Origin of the sequence: Mycolicibacterium flavescens (assembly GCF_001722335.1) — a bacterium.
Lineage (GTDB): Bacteria > Actinomycetota > Actinomycetes > Mycobacteriales > Mycobacteriaceae > Mycobacterium > Mycobacterium flavescens.
The window spans coordinates 116,382-131,935 of record NZ_MIHA01000009.1; the positions used below are offsets into that span (position 1 = coordinate 116,382).

A 15,554-nucleotide genomic window follows, 5' to 3' on the forward strand; every position below is an offset into this window, starting at 1 on the left:
CCGACCGCCTTTATACATAGTTGTATCTACAATACGTCTGTGTATATGGTGAGTCACGTCACACGCGGCGGATGCTCGGATCCATCCCACAGCCAAGACAGCGCCCCGCGTGCTCTCGCCGACTGAGGAGGACTGCCTTGATGCCAGCAACGCGACCAGGAGAATGGCTCGACCCGGACTCCGGGCTTGGACTCGGACTGGAAGACATCCAGCCGGACACGTTCAACACGACGATCCGAACCGACCGCTACACCTGTCCCGATTACGCTGCGCGTGAGAGGGAAGCGATCTGGACGCGGACGTGGCAGATCGCGGGCCGTGTCGAGGACCTGCCGAAGCCCGGTGACTGGAAGAAGTACGAGATCCTCGATCAGTCCTTCATCATCGTGCGCGGAAAAGACGAGAAGCTGCGGGGTTTCGTCAACGCGTGCCGACACCGCGGCAACGCGCTGTGCGTCACCGAGACCGGAAATGCCAAGCGCGGGTTCCTGTGCCAGTACCACCTCTGGTCGTACGACCTCGACGGCAGGCTCAAGGGGATGCTGCGCGAGAACCTCGCCGGGCCGATCGACAAAACCGAGAACTCGCTGCTCGCGGTATCGGTCGACACCTTCGCCGGCTTCATCTTCCTCAACCCCGATCCCGAGGCCCAACCGCTGCGGGAGTACCTGGGTGAAGACGTGGTCACATTGCTCGAGCCCTACAACATCGACAAGTTCACCACCGTCATGGACGTCACCGAGGCCATCGAGTGCAACTGGAAGGTCGTCATGGACGCCTTCGAGGAGGGCTACCACATCAACGGCATCCATCCCCAGTTGTTGCAGGTGCTGCACATCAATCCCAGGACGGCGCGTTACCGGTTCTTCGAAAACCACAGTGTCGCAATGGCTCCGTTCGAGGTCACGGGCGCCAGTGCACAGGAACAGGTCGAAGGAATGCTGGCGTTGCCGGAGACCTTCCCGGGGACCGTCGCGGTGATCCCGCGGTTCCAAGAACTCCTCGCGCCCTATCAGGACGAGGACGGAAAGGTCACGTTCCCCGACGACGTCACCCCTCGCCTGCTGCTGCAACAGGCCACCCGCGAGGTGTTGACCGGCATGGGTCTCGACGTCAGCGGTCTGACTGACAGCCAGATGGTCGACAACCAGGGCTGGGTACTGTTCCCCAACTACTTCATGACCGTCCGTGCCGGCGAATGCCACGTGATCATGTCGAGACCGCATCCCGACGGCGACCCCAACCGCTGCATCTGGCATGTGGCCAGCTACATGTACGTGCCGGAAGAGTTCCGCGACGCCGTGCGCGCCGAGGCGATCGTCGTCGACCCACCCGGCAGCCACAAGTACTTCGAGGCGCTCCAGCAGGACTACGAGCAGATGCCGCGCCAGCAGAAGGGGCTGCGCAACGACCGCCTCGACCACATGTCGCTGGTGAAGGAGGAAGTCGTTATCGCGCACTTCCATTCGGTGATCGACCGCTACATGGGCGGGGTGAAGGCATGACGACGGTTGCAGATGTCCTGGCGACAGCGACAGGGCGGACCCGGACCGTACTCGAGTACAGTCAGGTCACCAAGCGACTGGTGGACAGTGCCAAGCAGCCCGGCTTCACCGCCGAAAGCTGGGCGCCGCTCGGAGACCTGATCGCCATCGACGAGTTCGTCCGTATCGGCCCGTTCAAGGAGGTGATGAACTGGGCCGAATACACGGAATTCCTGACGAACTGGGCGAAGTCGTCGGACTGGAACTGTTCTTTCCAAAGAATCACCGAGACAACAGATCTGGTGTTCCTGGAACTCGAAGAACATAGCCGCATCGGCGACTTCAGCAACGTGGTCAACACGCTGTCGGTCTACGAGTTCGACGCCGACCACAAAGTTCGGCGCATCGCCGTCTATCTGCAGATGGAGATGCCCGGCACCGGCGCGGTGCCGAGCTTCGACGGTTGAGCGGAGTGACCCGCTGACATGCCGTTCGAAGACACCACCGCCATCGTCACAGGCGGAGCCGCGGGCCTCGGCCTGGCCATCACCGAGGCGCTCGCTGCGCGCGGCGCGAAGGTCGCGATATTCGACATCACCGCCGATGAGATCGCGACACAAGTCGATCGCCTGCGCGGCGAAGGTGCGAAAGTCGCCGGCTATGTCGTCGACGTGTCCAACCGCGCCGCGGTGGAAGACGCCGTCGCGCAGGTCCGCGCCGACCTCGGCCCCGTGCTGATCCTGATCAACAACGCGGGCATCGAGCAATTCGGCAAGTTCGCCGAGATCACCGACGAGCAATGGGACCGGGTGATGGCGGTGAACCTGCGCGGGCCGTTCATCTGCGCCCAGGTGGTGCTGCCCGACATGCTCGAGGCGCAGTGGGGACGCATCGTCAACATCTCCTCCTCGAGCGCCCAGGGCGGGCAGTCCCGGATGGCTGCCTACGTCAGTTCCAACGCCGGGGTGATCGGGTTCACCAAGAGCCTCGCATTGGAACTCGGACCGAAAGGGATCACGGTCAACACGATTCCGCCCGGCATGGTGGTCACCCCGATGCTCGAGAAGGCAATCGCCGAAGGCCGGTTCACCGCATCTTTGGAGCATTTCGCCAAGATCACGCCGGTCCGGCGAGCCGGTAGACCCGAGGACATCGCCAATGCGGCGATCTTCCTGTGCCAGGACGAATCCTCCTACATCACCGGTCAGATCATCCCTGTCAACGGAGGGCGGCGCACGTGAGTGGCTCCGATGGCTCGCTCCTTGCACCGCTGACGGCCGGCGAATGGGGAGACGACGAGTACGCCGCGTTCGGTGCGTTGATGGCCCTGCCGGGCGAGAAGGTGCCGCGCGCCGGTTCCGGTCATGCCGCCGACCCACTCAAGTTCGACATCATCGGGCTGCTCGCACGCCACCCGAAGATGGCCCGGCGGTTCCTGACCTTCAACGGTTGGCTGCTCCAGCGCGGCGAGCTGCCGCTGCGCCTGCGGGAACTGGCGGTACTGCGGGTGGCGATCACCCGGCGGTCCGCATTCTTCTGGGGTGAGCATTTCAAGGTCGCGACGGAAGGCGGGGTGCCCGAGGAAGACATCGCACGCCTCGCCAAGGGCAACGACGGTTTCGTCGGTGTCGACCGGTTGGTGCTCGACGCCACCGACGAATTGATCCGTCACGGCCGCGCCGAGGAATCGACCTGGCGACGCCTCACCGAGGAACTCGGCACACATCAGGCGATGGAGCTGATCTTCGTCGTCGGCACCTACGCGATGCTGGCGATGGCGTTCGACACCTGGCGTCTGGCCCCGCCCGCAGGCAGTGCGCCTCTGCCCGCCCCACCCGCAACTAACACGGTTCCGCTGTAGTCGCCGCGTTCGGAAAACGTTTCAATCGGCTCCGCATGGGAAACCAGCCGCCCCGAGTAGGCCTGCCGTCGATGGCGGCATTGGAACAGTCGGGGATAGGGAGATTTTCATGGCGGATGACCGCGCACCCAAGGAAGCCGTTAAGGGCATGGTCGAGGAGGCCAAGGGCAAGGCCAAGGAGGCCGCCGGGACCCTGATCGGCAATGAAGAGCTCAAACGCCAGGGCCAGGCCGAACAGCACAATCCGTCCTACATTCCGGGTGCGCCCGGCCCGGAGGCGCCGTCACTCGACGAGCCGACGGCTCCGCGCGACCCGCTGCCGCCGAAGGCCGATCAGGTCGCGCCGAAACTGCGCACGGCCACCGGCACTCCCGCCGAGGGACCGATGACCGCCCGCGGACAGCAGGGCGCGTACCTCACCACCGCGCAAGGTGCGAGGCTGTACGACACCGATCACTCCCTGAAAGCCGGCGAGCGCGGGCCGACCCTGCTGCAGGACCACCACCTTCGCGAGAAGATCACGCACTTCGACCACGAACGCATCCCGGAGCGGGTGGTGCACGCCCGCGGCGCCGGCGCGCACGGCGTGTTCCGCGGCAACGGTGCCGCCGAGAAGATCTGCAAGGCACAGTTTTTGAAGTCCGGCGAGGAAACCGAGGTCTTCGTCCGTTTCTCGACGGTGCTCGGCAACCGCGGATCCGCCGACACGGTGCGCGACACCCGCGGGTTCGCGACCAAGTTCTACACGCAGGAAGGCACCTTCGACCTCGTCGGCAACAACATTCCGGTGTTCTTCATCCAGGACGGAATCAAGTTCCCCGACGTCGTGCACGCCGCCAAGCCGCATCCGGACCGCGAGATCCCGCAGGCCCAAAGCGCACACGACACCTTCTGGGACTTCGTGTCGCTGCACACCGAAGCCCAGGCGCACACCATGTGGAACATGTCCGACCGGGGGATTCCACGGTCGTACCGGATGATTGAGGGCTTCGGCGTGCACACGTTCCGGCTCGTCGGGCCGGACGGATCGACGTCGCTGGTGAAGTTCCACTGGAAGCCGCGACTCGGCGTGCATTCGCAGGTCTGGGAAGAAGCGCAGATCACCGGCGGGGTCGATCCCGACTTCCATCGCCGCGACCTCGCGGACGCGATCGAGAAGGGCGTCTACCCCGAGTGGGACCTCGGTGTGCAGGTCTTCCCGGACACCCCGGAGCAGATGTTCGAGGGCATCGACCTGCTCGACCCCACGAAGATCGTGCCGGAGGAACTGGCCCCGGTGGAGGTCATCGGAACGATGCAACTCAACCGCAACGTGACGAACTTCTTCGCCGAGACCGAGCAGGTCGCCTTCCATCCCGGCCACCTGGTGCCCGGTATCGACATCACCGACGACCCGCTGCTGCAGGCGCGGCTGTTCTCGTACCTCGACACGCAGATCACCCGGCTGGCGGGTCCGAACTTCAGCCACATCCCGATCAACCGGCCGCACGCTCCGGTCAACGACATGTTCCGCGACGGGTACCACCAGTCCGGTGTGCATCCCGGCGTGGCGCCGTACAAGCCGAATTCCCTAGACGGCGGTTGCCCGTTCCTCGCCGGCGCGGACACCGGCGCGTTCATCGAGGTGCCCACCGTCGTTCCCGAATCGACGAAACGCCGCGACGCACCGGCCACCTACGACGACCACTTCAGCCAGGTGACCTTGTTCTACCGCAGCCTGAGCGCGGCCGAACAGGAACACGTCGCCGAGGCGTACACGTTCGAACTCGGCAAGTGCTACGAGCAGGCGATCAAGGAGCGCCAGCTGGTGGCGCTGGCGAACATCGACCCCGACCTGTGCGCGAAGGTCGCCGAGGGTCTGGGCCTCGAGGCGCCGGCGCCCACCGTCGTCCCCGCGGACCCGGAGGTCCTCAGTCCCGCCCTGTCGCAGGTCGGACAGGAATGGCCCGTCGAGGGCCGTCAGATCGGCATCCTGACGGGTCCGGAGTCCGACCTCGCCGGCGTGGCGGCCGCTGTCACGGCGATCGCGAACGCCAAGAACGTGCCGTTCGTGGTCGCCACACACGGCGGCACCCTCGAGCACGACGGCGGCGCCATCCCGGTGTCGCGCACCTACGCGACCGCCCGTTCGGTGGAGTTCGACGCGATCCTCATCGCGGGGTCGCCGGCGAACGCCAAGGCGAAGACGATCGTCGACGAGATGTACCGGCACCACAAGGCGATCGCGATGCTGCCCGAGGGAACCGGGCTGGCCGCCGTGGCAGCGGTTCCGACCGACGGGCCGGGGCTGTTCTCCGGTGACAGCGCGACGACCCTCGTTCAGTCGCTGCTCGACGCGCTCGGCCAACACCGGGTCTGGGACCGGGTCGTCGCCGCCTGACGTGCTGTCCTGACGGTCGACGGCGGCGTCACCGCACCAGCGTGGCGCCGCCGTCGAGCCGGATCTGCTGGCCGGTCATGAAGCGCGACTCGTCGGCGAGCAGATACAGCGCGGCGTAGGCCGATTCCCACACCGTGGCGCGGCCCATCTTGAGCTTGACGACCTCGTTGTGCCTCTCCGTCGCCTCATCGGCGTCAAGCCCGAACAGCGACTGTGAATCCCGGTTGGCCAGCACGGAATTGATCGGTCCGAGCATCAGGGTGTTGACGCGGATACCGAACTCGGCGTACTGCACCGCGGCGATCTCGGTGATCTGATTGAGCCCGGACTTGCCCAACGCGTAGGGCATGATGCCGATGTTGAGCCCGATCTCGTTCTTGACGCTGGCGATCGACGAGATGTTGACGATGCTCCCGGTCGTGTCGCCGTCGTTCTTCTCCATGCATTGCGCGGCAAAGAGATTGCAGTAGTAGCAGCCGAGCATGTTGACGTTGATGCCGTAGTTGAAGTTCTCGACGGTCATCGAGTTCGATTCGAAGTCGAAAGGCGGGTTTGTCGCCACGCTGTAGACCATGCCGTCCACGCGGCCGCTGGTCGCCATTGCCGTGTCGAAAATGCGTTGGCAGTCGTCTTTTTCGGCGACGTTCGCCTCGACGGCGTACGCGCTGCCGCCCTCGGCGCTGATCATCTCGACGGTCTCCTTGACCGCCGCGACGTTCACGTCGACCGCCACTACCTGCGCGCCGTGACGGGCGGCCAGGATCGAGATGGCCCGCCCGTTGCCCAGACCGGGGCCGGGACTCTGACCCGCGCCGACCACGACCACGACCTTGCCGGACAGGTCGAAAGCCTTGCGGTCTTTGCGGTCGAAGTCAGTGGACATGGTTCTCCTCGAGTTTGTGAACGGTAGTTGCGGCGAAGCTCTTCATCACTGTGTCCGCACGTGCAGGTCGACCAGGCCGCGCAGAATGTAGGTCGGCACATAGGTGTAGCGCCGGTCGCCTGCCGGACCGTGCGCGGCGTCGTCGATCCCGATGCCGGTGGTGCGTTCGAGCAGCCGCTCGAGAAGCACCCGCCCCTCGGCGCGGGCCAAGGGGGCGCCGATGCAGCTGTGCACGCCGCGCCCGAATCCGATGTGGCGCCGCGCATTCGGTCGGGCCGGATCGAACGAGTCGGGGTTCTCGAACTGGCGCGGGTCGCGGTTGGCCGCGCCGTAGTGAACCATCAGCGTGGTGCCCGCGGGGACGTGCACGCCGCCGACCGTGGAATCGGCACACGCGAGCCGGAAGTCGCCTTTGATCGGGCTCTCGAACCGCAGCGCCTCTTCGATGAAGTTGGGCAGGGCATCGGATGCGTCGCGCAGCCGCGCCTGCAGCTGCTGGTCCTCGCCGAGCAGTTGAACGGCGGTGGACAGCAGCCGCACCGTGGTCTCCTGGCCCGCCGAGAAGAGGTTGGCCGCCACGCGAACGACATCGATGACCTCGGGGGTCGAGCCGTCCGGGAACGTCGCCAGCGCCATCTCGGTCATCACGTCATCGCGCGGGGTTTCGCGCCGGTCCCCGATGTAGTCGGTGAAGCGCGCGTACAGAAACTCCAGCGGAGAGTGCGCCACGGTGGCGTCGTCACCCGTATTGCCCAGTGCCACATCGCCTGTCAGTTGCGCGGTCAGTTCGTCGTGGTCCTCTTCGGGCACACCCAACAGGTCGGCGATGACCAGCAGTGCGAACGGGCTGGCGACTGCGCCGATGAACTCTCCACCGCCGCCGGCCAGGAACGGGTCGAGGACCCGGTCGGCCAGCCGCCACATGAAGTCCTCATTCTCTTTGAGCCGCTTGGGCGTGATCAGGCGGGAGAGCAGCGAGCGGTGCGCGGTGTGCTTGGGAGGGTCGAACGACGGGAGTTGGTCGCTGAACGGCAGCGCGTCGCGGTGCTCGTCGATCAGCGCCCGCACGCGGGCTTCGTCGAGACCTTCGAGCGCGACCGGGAACTCGGCCAGGAAGCCGGTCGTGGAGGTGCACGAGGAGTACGTGTCGGGATCGCCGACGACGGTGAGAACCTCGTCGTAACCGGTGACGACCATGACGCCGTGTACGGGTTCGCGCAGCACCGGGCTGGTCTCGCGCATACGGCGGAGCACCGGGTACGGGTCGGCGACCAACGCGTCGGGGTGAAAGAAGTCGAGCGCATCCAGGGTCGTCACAGCAGTCCTTCCAGACCAAACGTACAGGGAACTACTGACCAAACGTACAGGACAAAACTGTACGAATGGTCAGCTAAAGTGTGAATGTCAGCAAGCCCACAGGAATGAGGCGCCAGATGAGCACCCACCCGGTCGAGGTCGGCGGACCGACGCGGCAGCGCCTCATCGACGTCGCGATCGAGCTGTTCAAACAGCACAGCGTGGCCGGTACTTCGCTGCAGATGATCTCGGACGAACTGGGCCTGACCAAGTCGGCGATCTATCACCACTTCCGCACCCGCGACGAACTGCTGACCGCGGTGATGGAACCGCTCATCGGTGAAGTGGGCGCGCTCGTCGTCGCCGCCGAGAAGCACCGCGGACCGCGCGCCCGCGCCGATCATCTGCTGCAGGGTTATGCGGCGCTGGCCGCGGCGAACCGTGAGCTGATCCCGTTGTTCACCGGCGACCCGAGCGTCGCTGCACTGCTGCAGGCCCGACCCGACTGGGCGGCGGTCGTCGAGCGGCAGATGATGCTGCTCGCCGCCGTGGAGCCCGGACTCGGGGGCCAGGTGAAGGCCACCCTCGTCATGTCGGGCATCGCCTCAGCCGCGGGTGTCGACTACGGCGACGTCGACGAAGCGACGTTGCGCGACCAGTTGCTCGCGGCCGGCCGGCGCACGCTGGGGCTGCGCGTGCGGTAGGGACGTACGCTGATCGGCGATGCCAGAGGATCCGAGCGGTGAGCAGGAACCGGACTACCGGTTCACGCTGGCCAACGAGCGCACGTTTCTGGCCTGGATCCGCACCGCGCTGGCGCTGATCGCCGGCGGCATCGCGGTCGTGCAGTTCGTGCCGTCCTTCGGGATTCCGGGGGTGCGTCACGGTCTCGGCCTCGCGCTGACCGCGGGCGGGGGTGCGCTGGCGGCGCTGGCGGTGCGGCGTTGGCGACAGGTGCAGTCGGCGATGCGTCGCGACGAGGATCTGCCGCCGACCCGCGTGCCTGCGCTGCTCGGCGGGGCGTTGTTCGTGGTGACCGTCGCGGTGCTGATCGTGCTGATCACCTGGCCGGCCTGAGATGAGTCGACGCGCACCCTCGAAGCCGGGGCTGGCTGCCGAACGCACTCTGTTGTCCTGGGAGAGAAGCTCATTCGGGTTCCTCGTCGGCGGAGCGTTGGTGATGCTGCGCCAGCACGGCCCGCTGGGTCCGGCGCGGACGGCGTTGGCGGTCCTCGCGGTCTCGCTGGCCCTGCTGGTACTCGCGCTGGGGGTGCGGCGGTCACGCCGGTTCCGGATCGTCGGCGACGGGCTGGTCACCTCGGCTCCGCACCTGGAGGTGGTGGCGATCGGTGCAGCGACCGTCGCGTTCGCGACTGCCGTCGTCGTGGTGCTGCTCTCCTGAACTGCGCGGCGAGTGGCCAGTTAACCAGCGCGGCGGGGCGGATTGCGCGCGATAAGTGGCCACTCGCGACAGGAGACAAGGCCAGTCGTTGTTTGCTGAATCCACCTCGGGCGAACGCTGGCCGTCCTACCATCGGGGCACGCACCAGGCAGCTGATCCGGTGGAGGTTCGCATGCTCAAGCTCACGTGCGCGGCGGCCGCGGCCGCTGTCGCTGCCATCGTGTCCGCCCCCGGCGCGGCGGCCCAGGAAGACGACTATCTCGCCGGCCTGGAGGACCGCTACCGGTTCCTCACCGCCGAGCAGATGTTGACCGAGGGCTACCGGGTCTGCGCGCTCACCAGCGCCGGCGCGCTGTCACCGGACGCCGCCGCGATGGTGATGCGCGACCTGGAGGTATCGGTGGGCCCGGCCATGGACATCGTCAGCGGCGCCGTCCTCAATCTCTGCTGACCAGGCCGCAGCCGGCCGTCGTCAGCGGAAGCGCACGTTCAGGGTGGCCAGACCGAAGATCTTCTTGCCCGCGGACTTCGCGCCGACGATGACGACGCCGGAGCGGGTTTCGGGATCCAGCGACTTGACCTTGCCGCTGAACTCGATGTCGGCGCCCTCCTTGGCCGACACGATCGCGGGCTGAGACAGCCGCACCGCGTAGCGCGTCACCGCGCCCGGATCACCCGACCACGTCGAGACGAACCCGGCGCCCAAACCCATGGTGAGCATGCCGTGGGCGATCACGTCGGGCAGGCCCGCGAGCTTGGCGATCTCCTCGTCCCAGTGGATCGGATTGGCGTCGCCGGCGACGCCCGCGTAGTTCACCAGGTCACCGCGGGAGAGCCGGGTGTGGTGGACCGGAAGTACGTCGCCGACCTTCACCTCGTCGAACGACGGCGTTCCCGGCGTGCGGCTCAGTCCACCCTCGGAGACAGTGATCGCCCCCTCGGGACGCACCGTCTTCTCGTACGCCTCGGGGTTGCTGCCGATGTCGAGGATGTTCATGTCGTGCATCATGGCGTTCTGCACGGCGACCTTGACCCCGGCGTCGATGTCCTCGGCCGTCACACCGACGACGGTCGTGTGCAGCGTGTGCACCCGCTCACCGGCGGCGTCGGTGAAGGTGTTGGTGACGGTGATGAAGTCGCGGCCCGCCGTGCGACGCACCGACGACAACTCGACGTCGATGACCAGTTCGTCCCCGGCGACGATCGGGCGGTGCTGTTCGAAGACCTCTTCGGTCTGCAGGTAGGTGTCGTAGCCGACCACGATCTCCTCGAACATGCGGCGGTTGCACTGCATACCCGGGGCCGAGGTGAACGTCAGCGGCGCCACGACGTCGGAGTAGCCCAGCTTGGCCGCGGCGTCGACGTCCCAGTGCGCGGGATGGTAATCCTGCACGGCACGGGCGTATTCGCGCACCTTCTCGCGGCCGACCAGGTAGGTGCCGTCCATCTGGTAGTGGTGGCCGACCCGCGCTTCCAACGCCGAGGTCTCTGCGGAAGCTGTCATAACTGTGCTCAACTCTTCTGCCGGCTTGTCGCGGAGGCCGACCCAAGCACAGTAACGCCCACACGACCGGTCCAGACAATCCGCTCCGCGTTGCCGTGCGGTCAGGCCGACCCGGCGGGTGACGAAAAACCCTGCCGTCGCTGCGACATCCGGCCCGGGTTTGGGAGGGCAGCGGCGGGGTAAAGCAGTGTCCGCCGAGTCTTTCAGAGCGCAGAGACGTATCGGGTGACCGGCCACCCCGATGCTGATCGGCGCGCTCGACCGGCAGTCCGACGTTCACAAGGAGACCCCGTTGCTCCGCATTGCTTCTGTGCCCGCTTCGCACGTTTACGTGCGGCACCTCGGCGATCCGCAGGGGCGCGACGACGTGGTCCGCCTGGCCGACCCGGTACCTGCCGACGGCAGGACCGTACCGGGCGGGTGGTGGCCACCGCTGATGCTCGAGCCCGGGTGGGTCACCGCCAACCACCACCGGTTCGACGTCTTCCACGTCCATTTCGGATTCGACGCCGTCGGCGCCGATGTGCTGACCGCGGTGGTGCAAGGGCTCAAGGCCTTCGACAAGCCGCTGGTGTACACCGTGCACGACCTGCGCAACCCGCACCACCACGAACCCGACCAGCACACGGTGCAGCAGGACGTGCTCGTCGCCGCGGCGGACGCTCTGATCACGCTCACCCCCGGCGCCGCCCGCGAGATCAACCGGCGCTGGGACCGGCGGACCCAGGTGCTGGCCCACCCGCACGTCCTGGACAAGTCGCACATCGAGCGGCCCCGCCGCGCTGCGGACCGCTTCGTCGTAGGGGTGCACGCCAAGAGTCTGCGCGCGAACATGGACACCGTCCCGGTGGTGGCGGCGCTCACCGAGATCCTCGCCGACCTGCCGAACACGTTGCTGCGCATCAATATTCACGATGAGGTCTTCGACCCGGACAACTACTGGTACTCGCCGGATGTGGGTGCGGCACTGTCGGAATTCAATCGGCACGAGCACGTCGACGTCTGTGTGCACCCCTACTTCACCGAGGACGAGCTGTGGGACTACCTGGCCGGACTGTCGGTGTCGGTACTGCCCTACCGGTTCGGCACACACTCCGGGTGGCTCGAGGCGTGCTTCGATCTGGGCACCGCGGTGATAGCCCCGAGCTGCGGCTTCTATGCCGAGCAACGGGAATGCGGAGTGTTCACGTTCGACGAGCACGAGTTCGACAGCGGCACGCTACGCGCAGCGGTGTCGGCCGCGTACGCGCGGTGGCGGAGCGGTCAGCCTGCACCCCGCAGCACGTGGTCGGGTCGGCTGGCCGAACGGACCAGCCTGGCCGAGGCTCACCGCGCGGTGTACGAATCGGTGCTGCGATGACGCGACCACTGCGAATCGCGTTGATCGCGTCGTGCCGATTCCCCATCCGGCAGCCGTTCGCCGGCGGACTGGAAGCACACGTCTGGCATCTGGCCACCGCGCTGGCCGAGCACGGGCACGACGTCGCGCTGTTCGCGGCCCCCGGTTCGGACGTGTCGCTGGGATGCAGCTCACTGAAGGTGTGCGAACTCGAACTCTCAGCAGCCGCCCGCGCCGACGTATCGATGCCCGCGCAGGGCTTCATGGACGATCACCATGCGTACCTGTCGCTGATGGTGCAGCTGGCCGGGTCGCACCGCGACAGCTTCGACGTGATCCACAATCACAGCCTGCATTACCTGCCGGTGGCGATGGCGCCAACGCTGTCCACACCGATGCTCACCACCGTGCACACCCCGCCGACGCCGTGGCTGGAGTCGGCCGTCAAAGCCACCGGCGGCCGCGGGACCCGGTTCGCCGCGGTCTCCGAGCACACCCGGGCGGCGTGGGCTCCGGTCCACGACTCGTTCACGGTGGTCCCAAACGGAATCGACGCTCGGCGTTGGCCTCTGGGCGACGGCGGCGAAAGCGCGGTGTGGTTCGGCCGGATCACACCGGAGAAGGCACCGCATCTGGCGGTCGCGGCCGCGCGCCTGGCCGGTCGCGCGATCAAGCTGGCCGGCCCCATCTCCGATGCCGCGTACTTCGCGACGCAGATCCAGCCCCTGCTCGGCGACGACGTCCGCTACGTCGGTCACCTGACCCAGCAGCGGTTGGCCGACCTCGTCGGCAGGTCCGCGGTGGCGCTGGTGACCCCGGAGTGGGACGAACCTTACGGACTGGTGGTCGCCGAGGCGATGTCCTGCGGCACACCGGTGGTCGCGTTCGGCCGCGGTGGAATCCCGGAACTCGTCACGCCCGAGTCCGGGTGTCTGGTGCCGCCCGGAGACGTGCAGGCGCTCGCCGCAGCCATCCCCGCCGCCGCCCGCCTGTCCCGGCGCCGGGTCCATGAGCACGCCGTCGCGCACTGCTCGGCGACGGCGATGCTGCACGCGTACCTGGCCCTGTACCGACAGATGATCTCAGCCGAAGGCGAACCCGATGATCGGTTACTACATCCACCACCACGGCTACGGCCACCTCGCACGGGCGGTCAGCATCACCTCGCACTTGCGCAGGCCGGTGACAGCCATGACCTCAGCGGTTGTGCCACCTCAGCATCCGTTCTCGGCGGTCGTCACGCTACCGCGTGACGACGAGGCTGAGGAGGTCCACGAGCCGACCGCCAACGGGGCGCTGCACTGGGCGCCGCATCTCGACCGCGGCTACAGCCGGCGGATGCAGCGCATCGCGGCGTGGGTGGCCGACGCCCAACCCGAGGCTGTCGTGGTCGATGTGTCGGTGGAGGTTGCGGTCTTGGTGCGGTTGCTGGGGGTTCCCACCGTCGTGGTGGCGCTGCCCGGTGAACGGACCGACGCCGCGCATCGGTTCGTCCACCAGCTGGCCGACCACATTCTGGCTGCCTGGCCCGCCGAGTTGAACACCCCATCCTGGCTCAAACCCCATGGGAGCAAGGTCAGTTACGTCGGGGGCATCAGCCGTTTCGAACACCGCACACCGAAAGCCCCCTCCGGTGGCGCGCGGCCCCTGGTGCTGGGTGGCGCGGCCGGACCTTTCGGGACGGACTGGGGCGATCTGACCGTCCTCGGCGGCTCGTCAGGCGTCTGGACCGACGATCCCTGGCCGTATCTGTGCGACGCCGACCTCGTGATCAGTCACGCCGGTCAGAACAGCATCGCCGATATCGCCGCCGCGCGCCGACCCGCGGTGATCCTGCCGCAACCCAGACCGTTCGACGAACAGCTCGCCACCGCAACGGTTCTCGATCGGCATGGGCTGGCGGCGGTTTCGGCTCGGTGGCCGTCGGTCGAGGGTTGGCCGGCGCTGCTGCAGCGCGCCCGGTCGATCGATCCGAACCGGTGGAGGCGCTGGCGGGTTGACGGCGCCGCGGCCAGGGCGGCTGCGGCGATCGAATCGACAGCGGCGCGATGCCGCAACCGCCTGGTGCGCAGCGCATGAAGACCGCGGTGATCACCACGGTGCACGGACGACATGTGCACCTGCGCAACCAGATTCGCGGATTACGCTACGCCGACTCTGACTGGGACCACCATGTCGTGGTGGCCCTGGGTGACCCCGGGGTCGGGCGGGAGGCGCGTCGGGACGGACACCGGGTGGAGGTCGTCGAGCTGGCGGCGACATCCCCGCTGCCGTTGGCCAAGGCGCGCAACGCCGGTGCACGCTGCGCGCTGGCCGCCGATGCGGAACTGCTGGTGTTTCTCGACGTCGACTGCATACCCGCCGCGGGCATGATCGCCCGTTACCGCCGGGTGGCAGAGCTTTCCGAGCACCGCGACGCGCTGCTGTGCGGGCCCGTCACCTACCTGCCGCCGGCGGGACCCGGTGGATACAACGTCACCACCCTCGACCGGCAGACGCGTCCGCATCCGGCCCGTCCCGCGCCCGCGGACGGCACGGTCCTGTCCACCACCGACTACGCGTTGTTCTGGTCGCTGTCCTTCGCGGTTCGACGCGCGACCTGGGAGCGCATCGGCGGCTTCTGCGAGGAGTATGTCGGTTACGGGGGAGAAGACACCGACTTCGGGCAGACGGCGGCGGCGCTGGGCGTGCCGATGCGCTGGGTGGGCGGCGCGCACGCCTACCACCAGTACCACCCGGTCGAGAATCCCCCCGTCCGCCATCGCAGTGACATCGTGCGCAACGCACGAATCTTCCATCGCCGCTGGGGAATATGGCCGATGGAAGGATGGCTGACGGAGTTCGCAGAGCGCGGCGTGATCACCCGCGACGCCGACGGCACCCCGCGGCTCACCGGTTAGGCCAACGCGTCGCCGACCTTGTTCAGAAGGTCGGTCAGCCGGCTCTTCTCGGCGGCGCTGAGCCCTGCGAACATCTCCTGTGCGGCGGCGCTGTACTGCGCCCGCCAGCTCCTGGCCTGCTTGCCGCCATCCTTGGTGGTCGTCAACCGCACTGCGCGACGGTCAATTTCGTCCTGCTCGCGGAGCACGAGCCCGTCGCGCACCAGCGCATCGACCAGGGTGGACGCGGTGGCCTGGGTGATACCGACAGCGCGCGCGACGTCGGCTGAGCGGACCGGCTGCATGCGCTCGATCTCGGAGAGCAGCTTCGCGCGCGGGGTCGAGACTTCCCGCCCGCCGAGACGCTCGTCGAAGGCTCGCACGATCGACTTGGCGGCCCGGCCGAAGGCGTCGGCAAGTTCCACGGCAGCCCGCTTTTCGTCCACGGCGAAATCTCCTCCGATCGGTTGACCCAGATTATCAGCCGCCGTATATTTCGACGCACGATAGTTAGACATCTAATGAA

General features: G+C 67.1%; 17 protein-coding genes. 13 read left to right on the forward strand and 4 right to left on the reverse strand.

Features of this window, described 5'->3' with window-relative positions; genetic code table 11:
• Positions 1-140 precede the first annotated feature (140 nt).
• The 5 genes from BHQ18_RS14125 (at position 141) to BHQ18_RS14145 (ending at position 5,725) form a co-directional block, all read left to right on the forward strand.
• Entirely contained in the window at positions 141-1,505 is a 1,365-nt protein-coding gene (locus tag BHQ18_RS14125) for an aromatic ring-hydroxylating oxygenase subunit alpha (protein WP_069414244.1), read from the forward strand.
• Positions 1,502-1,951, forward strand: coding sequence for a hypothetical protein (locus tag BHQ18_RS14130; RefSeq protein ID WP_069414245.1), 450 nt, complete (start codon positions 1,502-1,504; stop codon positions 1,949-1,951). Before BHQ18_RS14125 ends, BHQ18_RS14130 begins: the two co-directional genes overlap by 4 nt.
• Before the next feature lie 18 nt (positions 1,952-1,969).
• Positions 1,970-2,725: an SDR family NAD(P)-dependent oxidoreductase gene (locus BHQ18_RS14135; RefSeq protein WP_069414246.1), complete on the forward strand. Its 756-nt coding sequence runs from the start codon at positions 1,970-1,972 to the stop codon at positions 2,723-2,725.
• Positions 2,722-3,345 (forward strand): carboxymuconolactone decarboxylase family protein, encoded by a 624-nt coding sequence (locus tag BHQ18_RS14140; protein ID WP_069414247.1) that lies wholly within the window; start codon positions 2,722-2,724, stop codon positions 3,343-3,345. Before BHQ18_RS14135 ends, BHQ18_RS14140 begins: the two co-directional genes overlap by 4 nt.
• Before the next feature lie 109 nt (positions 3,346-3,454).
• Positions 3,455-5,725, forward strand: coding sequence for a catalase (locus tag BHQ18_RS14145; protein WP_069414248.1), 2,271 nt, complete (start codon positions 3,455-3,457; stop codon positions 5,723-5,725).
• A gap of 28 nt (positions 5,726-5,753) precedes the next feature.
• Here BHQ18_RS14145 and BHQ18_RS14150 read toward each other — a convergent pair whose 3' ends face one another.
• Both BHQ18_RS14150 and BHQ18_RS14155 read right to left on the reverse strand, forming a co-directional pair.
• Entirely contained in the window at positions 5,754-6,608 is an 855-nt protein-coding gene (locus tag BHQ18_RS14150) for an SDR family NAD(P)-dependent oxidoreductase (RefSeq protein ID WP_069414249.1), read from the reverse strand.
• A gap of 45 nt (positions 6,609-6,653) precedes the next feature.
• Positions 6,654-7,925, reverse strand: a complete 1,272-nt coding sequence (locus BHQ18_RS14155) for a cytochrome P450 (RefSeq protein WP_069414250.1) — start codon at positions 7,923-7,925, stop codon at positions 6,654-6,656.
• Between the two features lie 116 nt (positions 7,926-8,041).
• Between BHQ18_RS14155 and BHQ18_RS14160 the strand changes: the two genes are divergently transcribed.
• The 4 genes from BHQ18_RS14160 to BHQ18_RS14175 all read left to right on the forward strand — a co-directional run bounded on the left by BHQ18_RS14160 (position 8,042) and on the right by BHQ18_RS14175 (position 9,757).
• On the forward strand, positions 8,042-8,608 hold the full coding sequence (locus BHQ18_RS14160; protein ID WP_069414251.1) for a TetR/AcrR family transcriptional regulator: 567 nt from the start codon (positions 8,042-8,044) through the stop codon (positions 8,606-8,608).
• A 19-nt stretch (positions 8,609-8,627) separates the two neighbouring features.
• The gene (locus tag BHQ18_RS14165; RefSeq protein WP_069414252.1) at positions 8,628-8,981 is read left to right on the forward strand and encodes a YidH family protein; all 354 of its coding nucleotides are present in this window, start codon (positions 8,628-8,630) and stop codon (positions 8,979-8,981) included.
• Position 8,982: 1 nt separating this feature from the next.
• The gene (locus tag BHQ18_RS14170; protein ID WP_069414253.1) at positions 8,983-9,306 is read left to right on the forward strand and encodes a DUF202 domain-containing protein; all 324 of its coding nucleotides are present in this window, start codon (positions 8,983-8,985) and stop codon (positions 9,304-9,306) included.
• 172 nt (positions 9,307-9,478) lie between these two features.
• Positions 9,479-9,757, forward strand: coding sequence for a DUF732 domain-containing protein (locus tag BHQ18_RS14175; RefSeq protein WP_069414365.1), 279 nt, complete (start codon positions 9,479-9,481; stop codon positions 9,755-9,757).
• A gap of 21 nt (positions 9,758-9,778) precedes the next feature.
• Here BHQ18_RS14175 and BHQ18_RS14180 read toward each other — a convergent pair whose 3' ends face one another.
• Positions 9,779-10,810, reverse strand: a complete 1,032-nt coding sequence (locus BHQ18_RS14180; RefSeq protein WP_069414254.1) for a fused (3R)-hydroxyacyl-ACP dehydratase subunits HadA/HadB — start codon at positions 10,808-10,810, stop codon at positions 9,779-9,781.
• Between the two features lie 310 nt (positions 10,811-11,120).
• Between BHQ18_RS14180 and BHQ18_RS14185 the strand changes: the two genes are divergently transcribed.
• The 4 genes from BHQ18_RS14185 to BHQ18_RS14200 are packed head-to-tail and all read left to right on the forward strand — an operon-like array spanning position 11,121 to position 15,049.
• Entirely contained in the window at positions 11,121-12,170 is a 1,050-nt protein-coding gene (locus BHQ18_RS14185; RefSeq protein WP_234794174.1) for a glycosyltransferase family protein, read from the forward strand.
• A complete protein-coding gene (locus BHQ18_RS14190) occupies positions 12,167-13,402 on the forward strand; it encodes a glycosyltransferase family 4 protein (protein WP_069414255.1) in 1,236 nt (411 codons plus the stop codon). Before BHQ18_RS14185 ends, BHQ18_RS14190 begins: the two co-directional genes overlap by 4 nt.
• Positions 13,341-14,228 (forward strand): glycosyltransferase, encoded by an 888-nt coding sequence (locus tag BHQ18_RS14195; RefSeq protein ID WP_069414256.1) that lies wholly within the window; start codon positions 13,341-13,343, stop codon positions 14,226-14,228. The genes BHQ18_RS14190 and BHQ18_RS14195 overlap by 62 nt, the downstream gene beginning before the upstream one ends.
• Positions 14,225-15,049, forward strand: a complete 825-nt coding sequence (locus tag BHQ18_RS14200) for a glycosyltransferase family 2 protein (protein ID WP_069414367.1) — start codon at positions 14,225-14,227, stop codon at positions 15,047-15,049. The genes BHQ18_RS14195 and BHQ18_RS14200 overlap by 4 nt, the downstream gene beginning before the upstream one ends.
• Here BHQ18_RS14200 and BHQ18_RS14205 read toward each other — a convergent pair.
• Positions 15,046-15,546 carry a MarR family winged helix-turn-helix transcriptional regulator gene (locus BHQ18_RS14205; protein ID WP_234794175.1) on the reverse strand — a complete coding sequence of 167 codons (501 nt, stop codon included), beginning with the start codon at positions 15,544-15,546 and terminating at the stop codon, positions 15,046-15,048. The genes BHQ18_RS14200 and BHQ18_RS14205 overlap by 4 nt on opposite strands.
• Positions 15,547-15,554 lie beyond the last annotated feature (8 nt).

Bases quoted from the DNA above. Each gene is read 5' to 3' on its own strand.
- BHQ18_RS14205 (WP_234794175.1), bottom strand. From the start codon at position 15,546: ATGTCTAACTATCGTGCGTCGAAATATACGGCGGCTGATAATCTGGGT.
- BHQ18_RS14150 (WP_069414249.1), bottom strand. From the start codon at position 6,608: ATGTCCACTGACTTCGACCGCAAAGACCGCAAGGCTTTCGACCTGTCC.
- BHQ18_RS14160 (WP_069414251.1), top strand. From the start codon at position 8,042: ATGAGCACCCACCCGGTCGAGGTCGGCGGACCGACGCGGCAGCGCCTC.
- BHQ18_RS14175 (WP_069414365.1), top strand. From the start codon at position 9,479: ATGCTCAAGCTCACGTGCGCGGCGGCCGCGGCCGCTGTCGCTGCCATC.
- BHQ18_RS14180 (WP_069414254.1), bottom strand. From the start codon at position 10,810: ATGACAGCTTCCGCAGAGACCTCGGCGTTGGAAGCGCGGGTCGGCCAC.
- BHQ18_RS14135 (WP_069414246.1), top strand. From the start codon at position 1,970: ATGCCGTTCGAAGACACCACCGCCATCGTCACAGGCGGAGCCGCGGGC.
- BHQ18_RS14145 (WP_069414248.1), top strand. From the start codon at position 3,455: ATGGCGGATGACCGCGCACCCAAGGAAGCCGTTAAGGGCATGGTCGAG.
- BHQ18_RS14125 (WP_069414244.1), top strand. From the start codon at position 141: ATGCCAGCAACGCGACCAGGAGAATGGCTCGACCCGGACTCCGGGCTT.
- BHQ18_RS14130 (WP_069414245.1), top strand. From the start codon at position 1,502: ATGACGACGGTTGCAGATGTCCTGGCGACAGCGACAGGGCGGACCCGG.
- BHQ18_RS14200 (WP_069414367.1), top strand. From the start codon at position 14,225: ATGAAGACCGCGGTGATCACCACGGTGCACGGACGACATGTGCACCTG.
- BHQ18_RS14190 (WP_069414255.1), top strand. From the start codon at position 12,167: ATGACGCGACCACTGCGAATCGCGTTGATCGCGTCGTGCCGATTCCCC.
- BHQ18_RS14170 (WP_069414253.1), top strand. From the start codon at position 8,983: ATGAGTCGACGCGCACCCTCGAAGCCGGGGCTGGCTGCCGAACGCACT.
- BHQ18_RS14165 (WP_069414252.1), top strand. From the start codon at position 8,628: ATGCCAGAGGATCCGAGCGGTGAGCAGGAACCGGACTACCGGTTCACG.
- BHQ18_RS14195 (WP_069414256.1), top strand. From the start codon at position 13,341: ATGACCTCAGCGGTTGTGCCACCTCAGCATCCGTTCTCGGCGGTCGTC.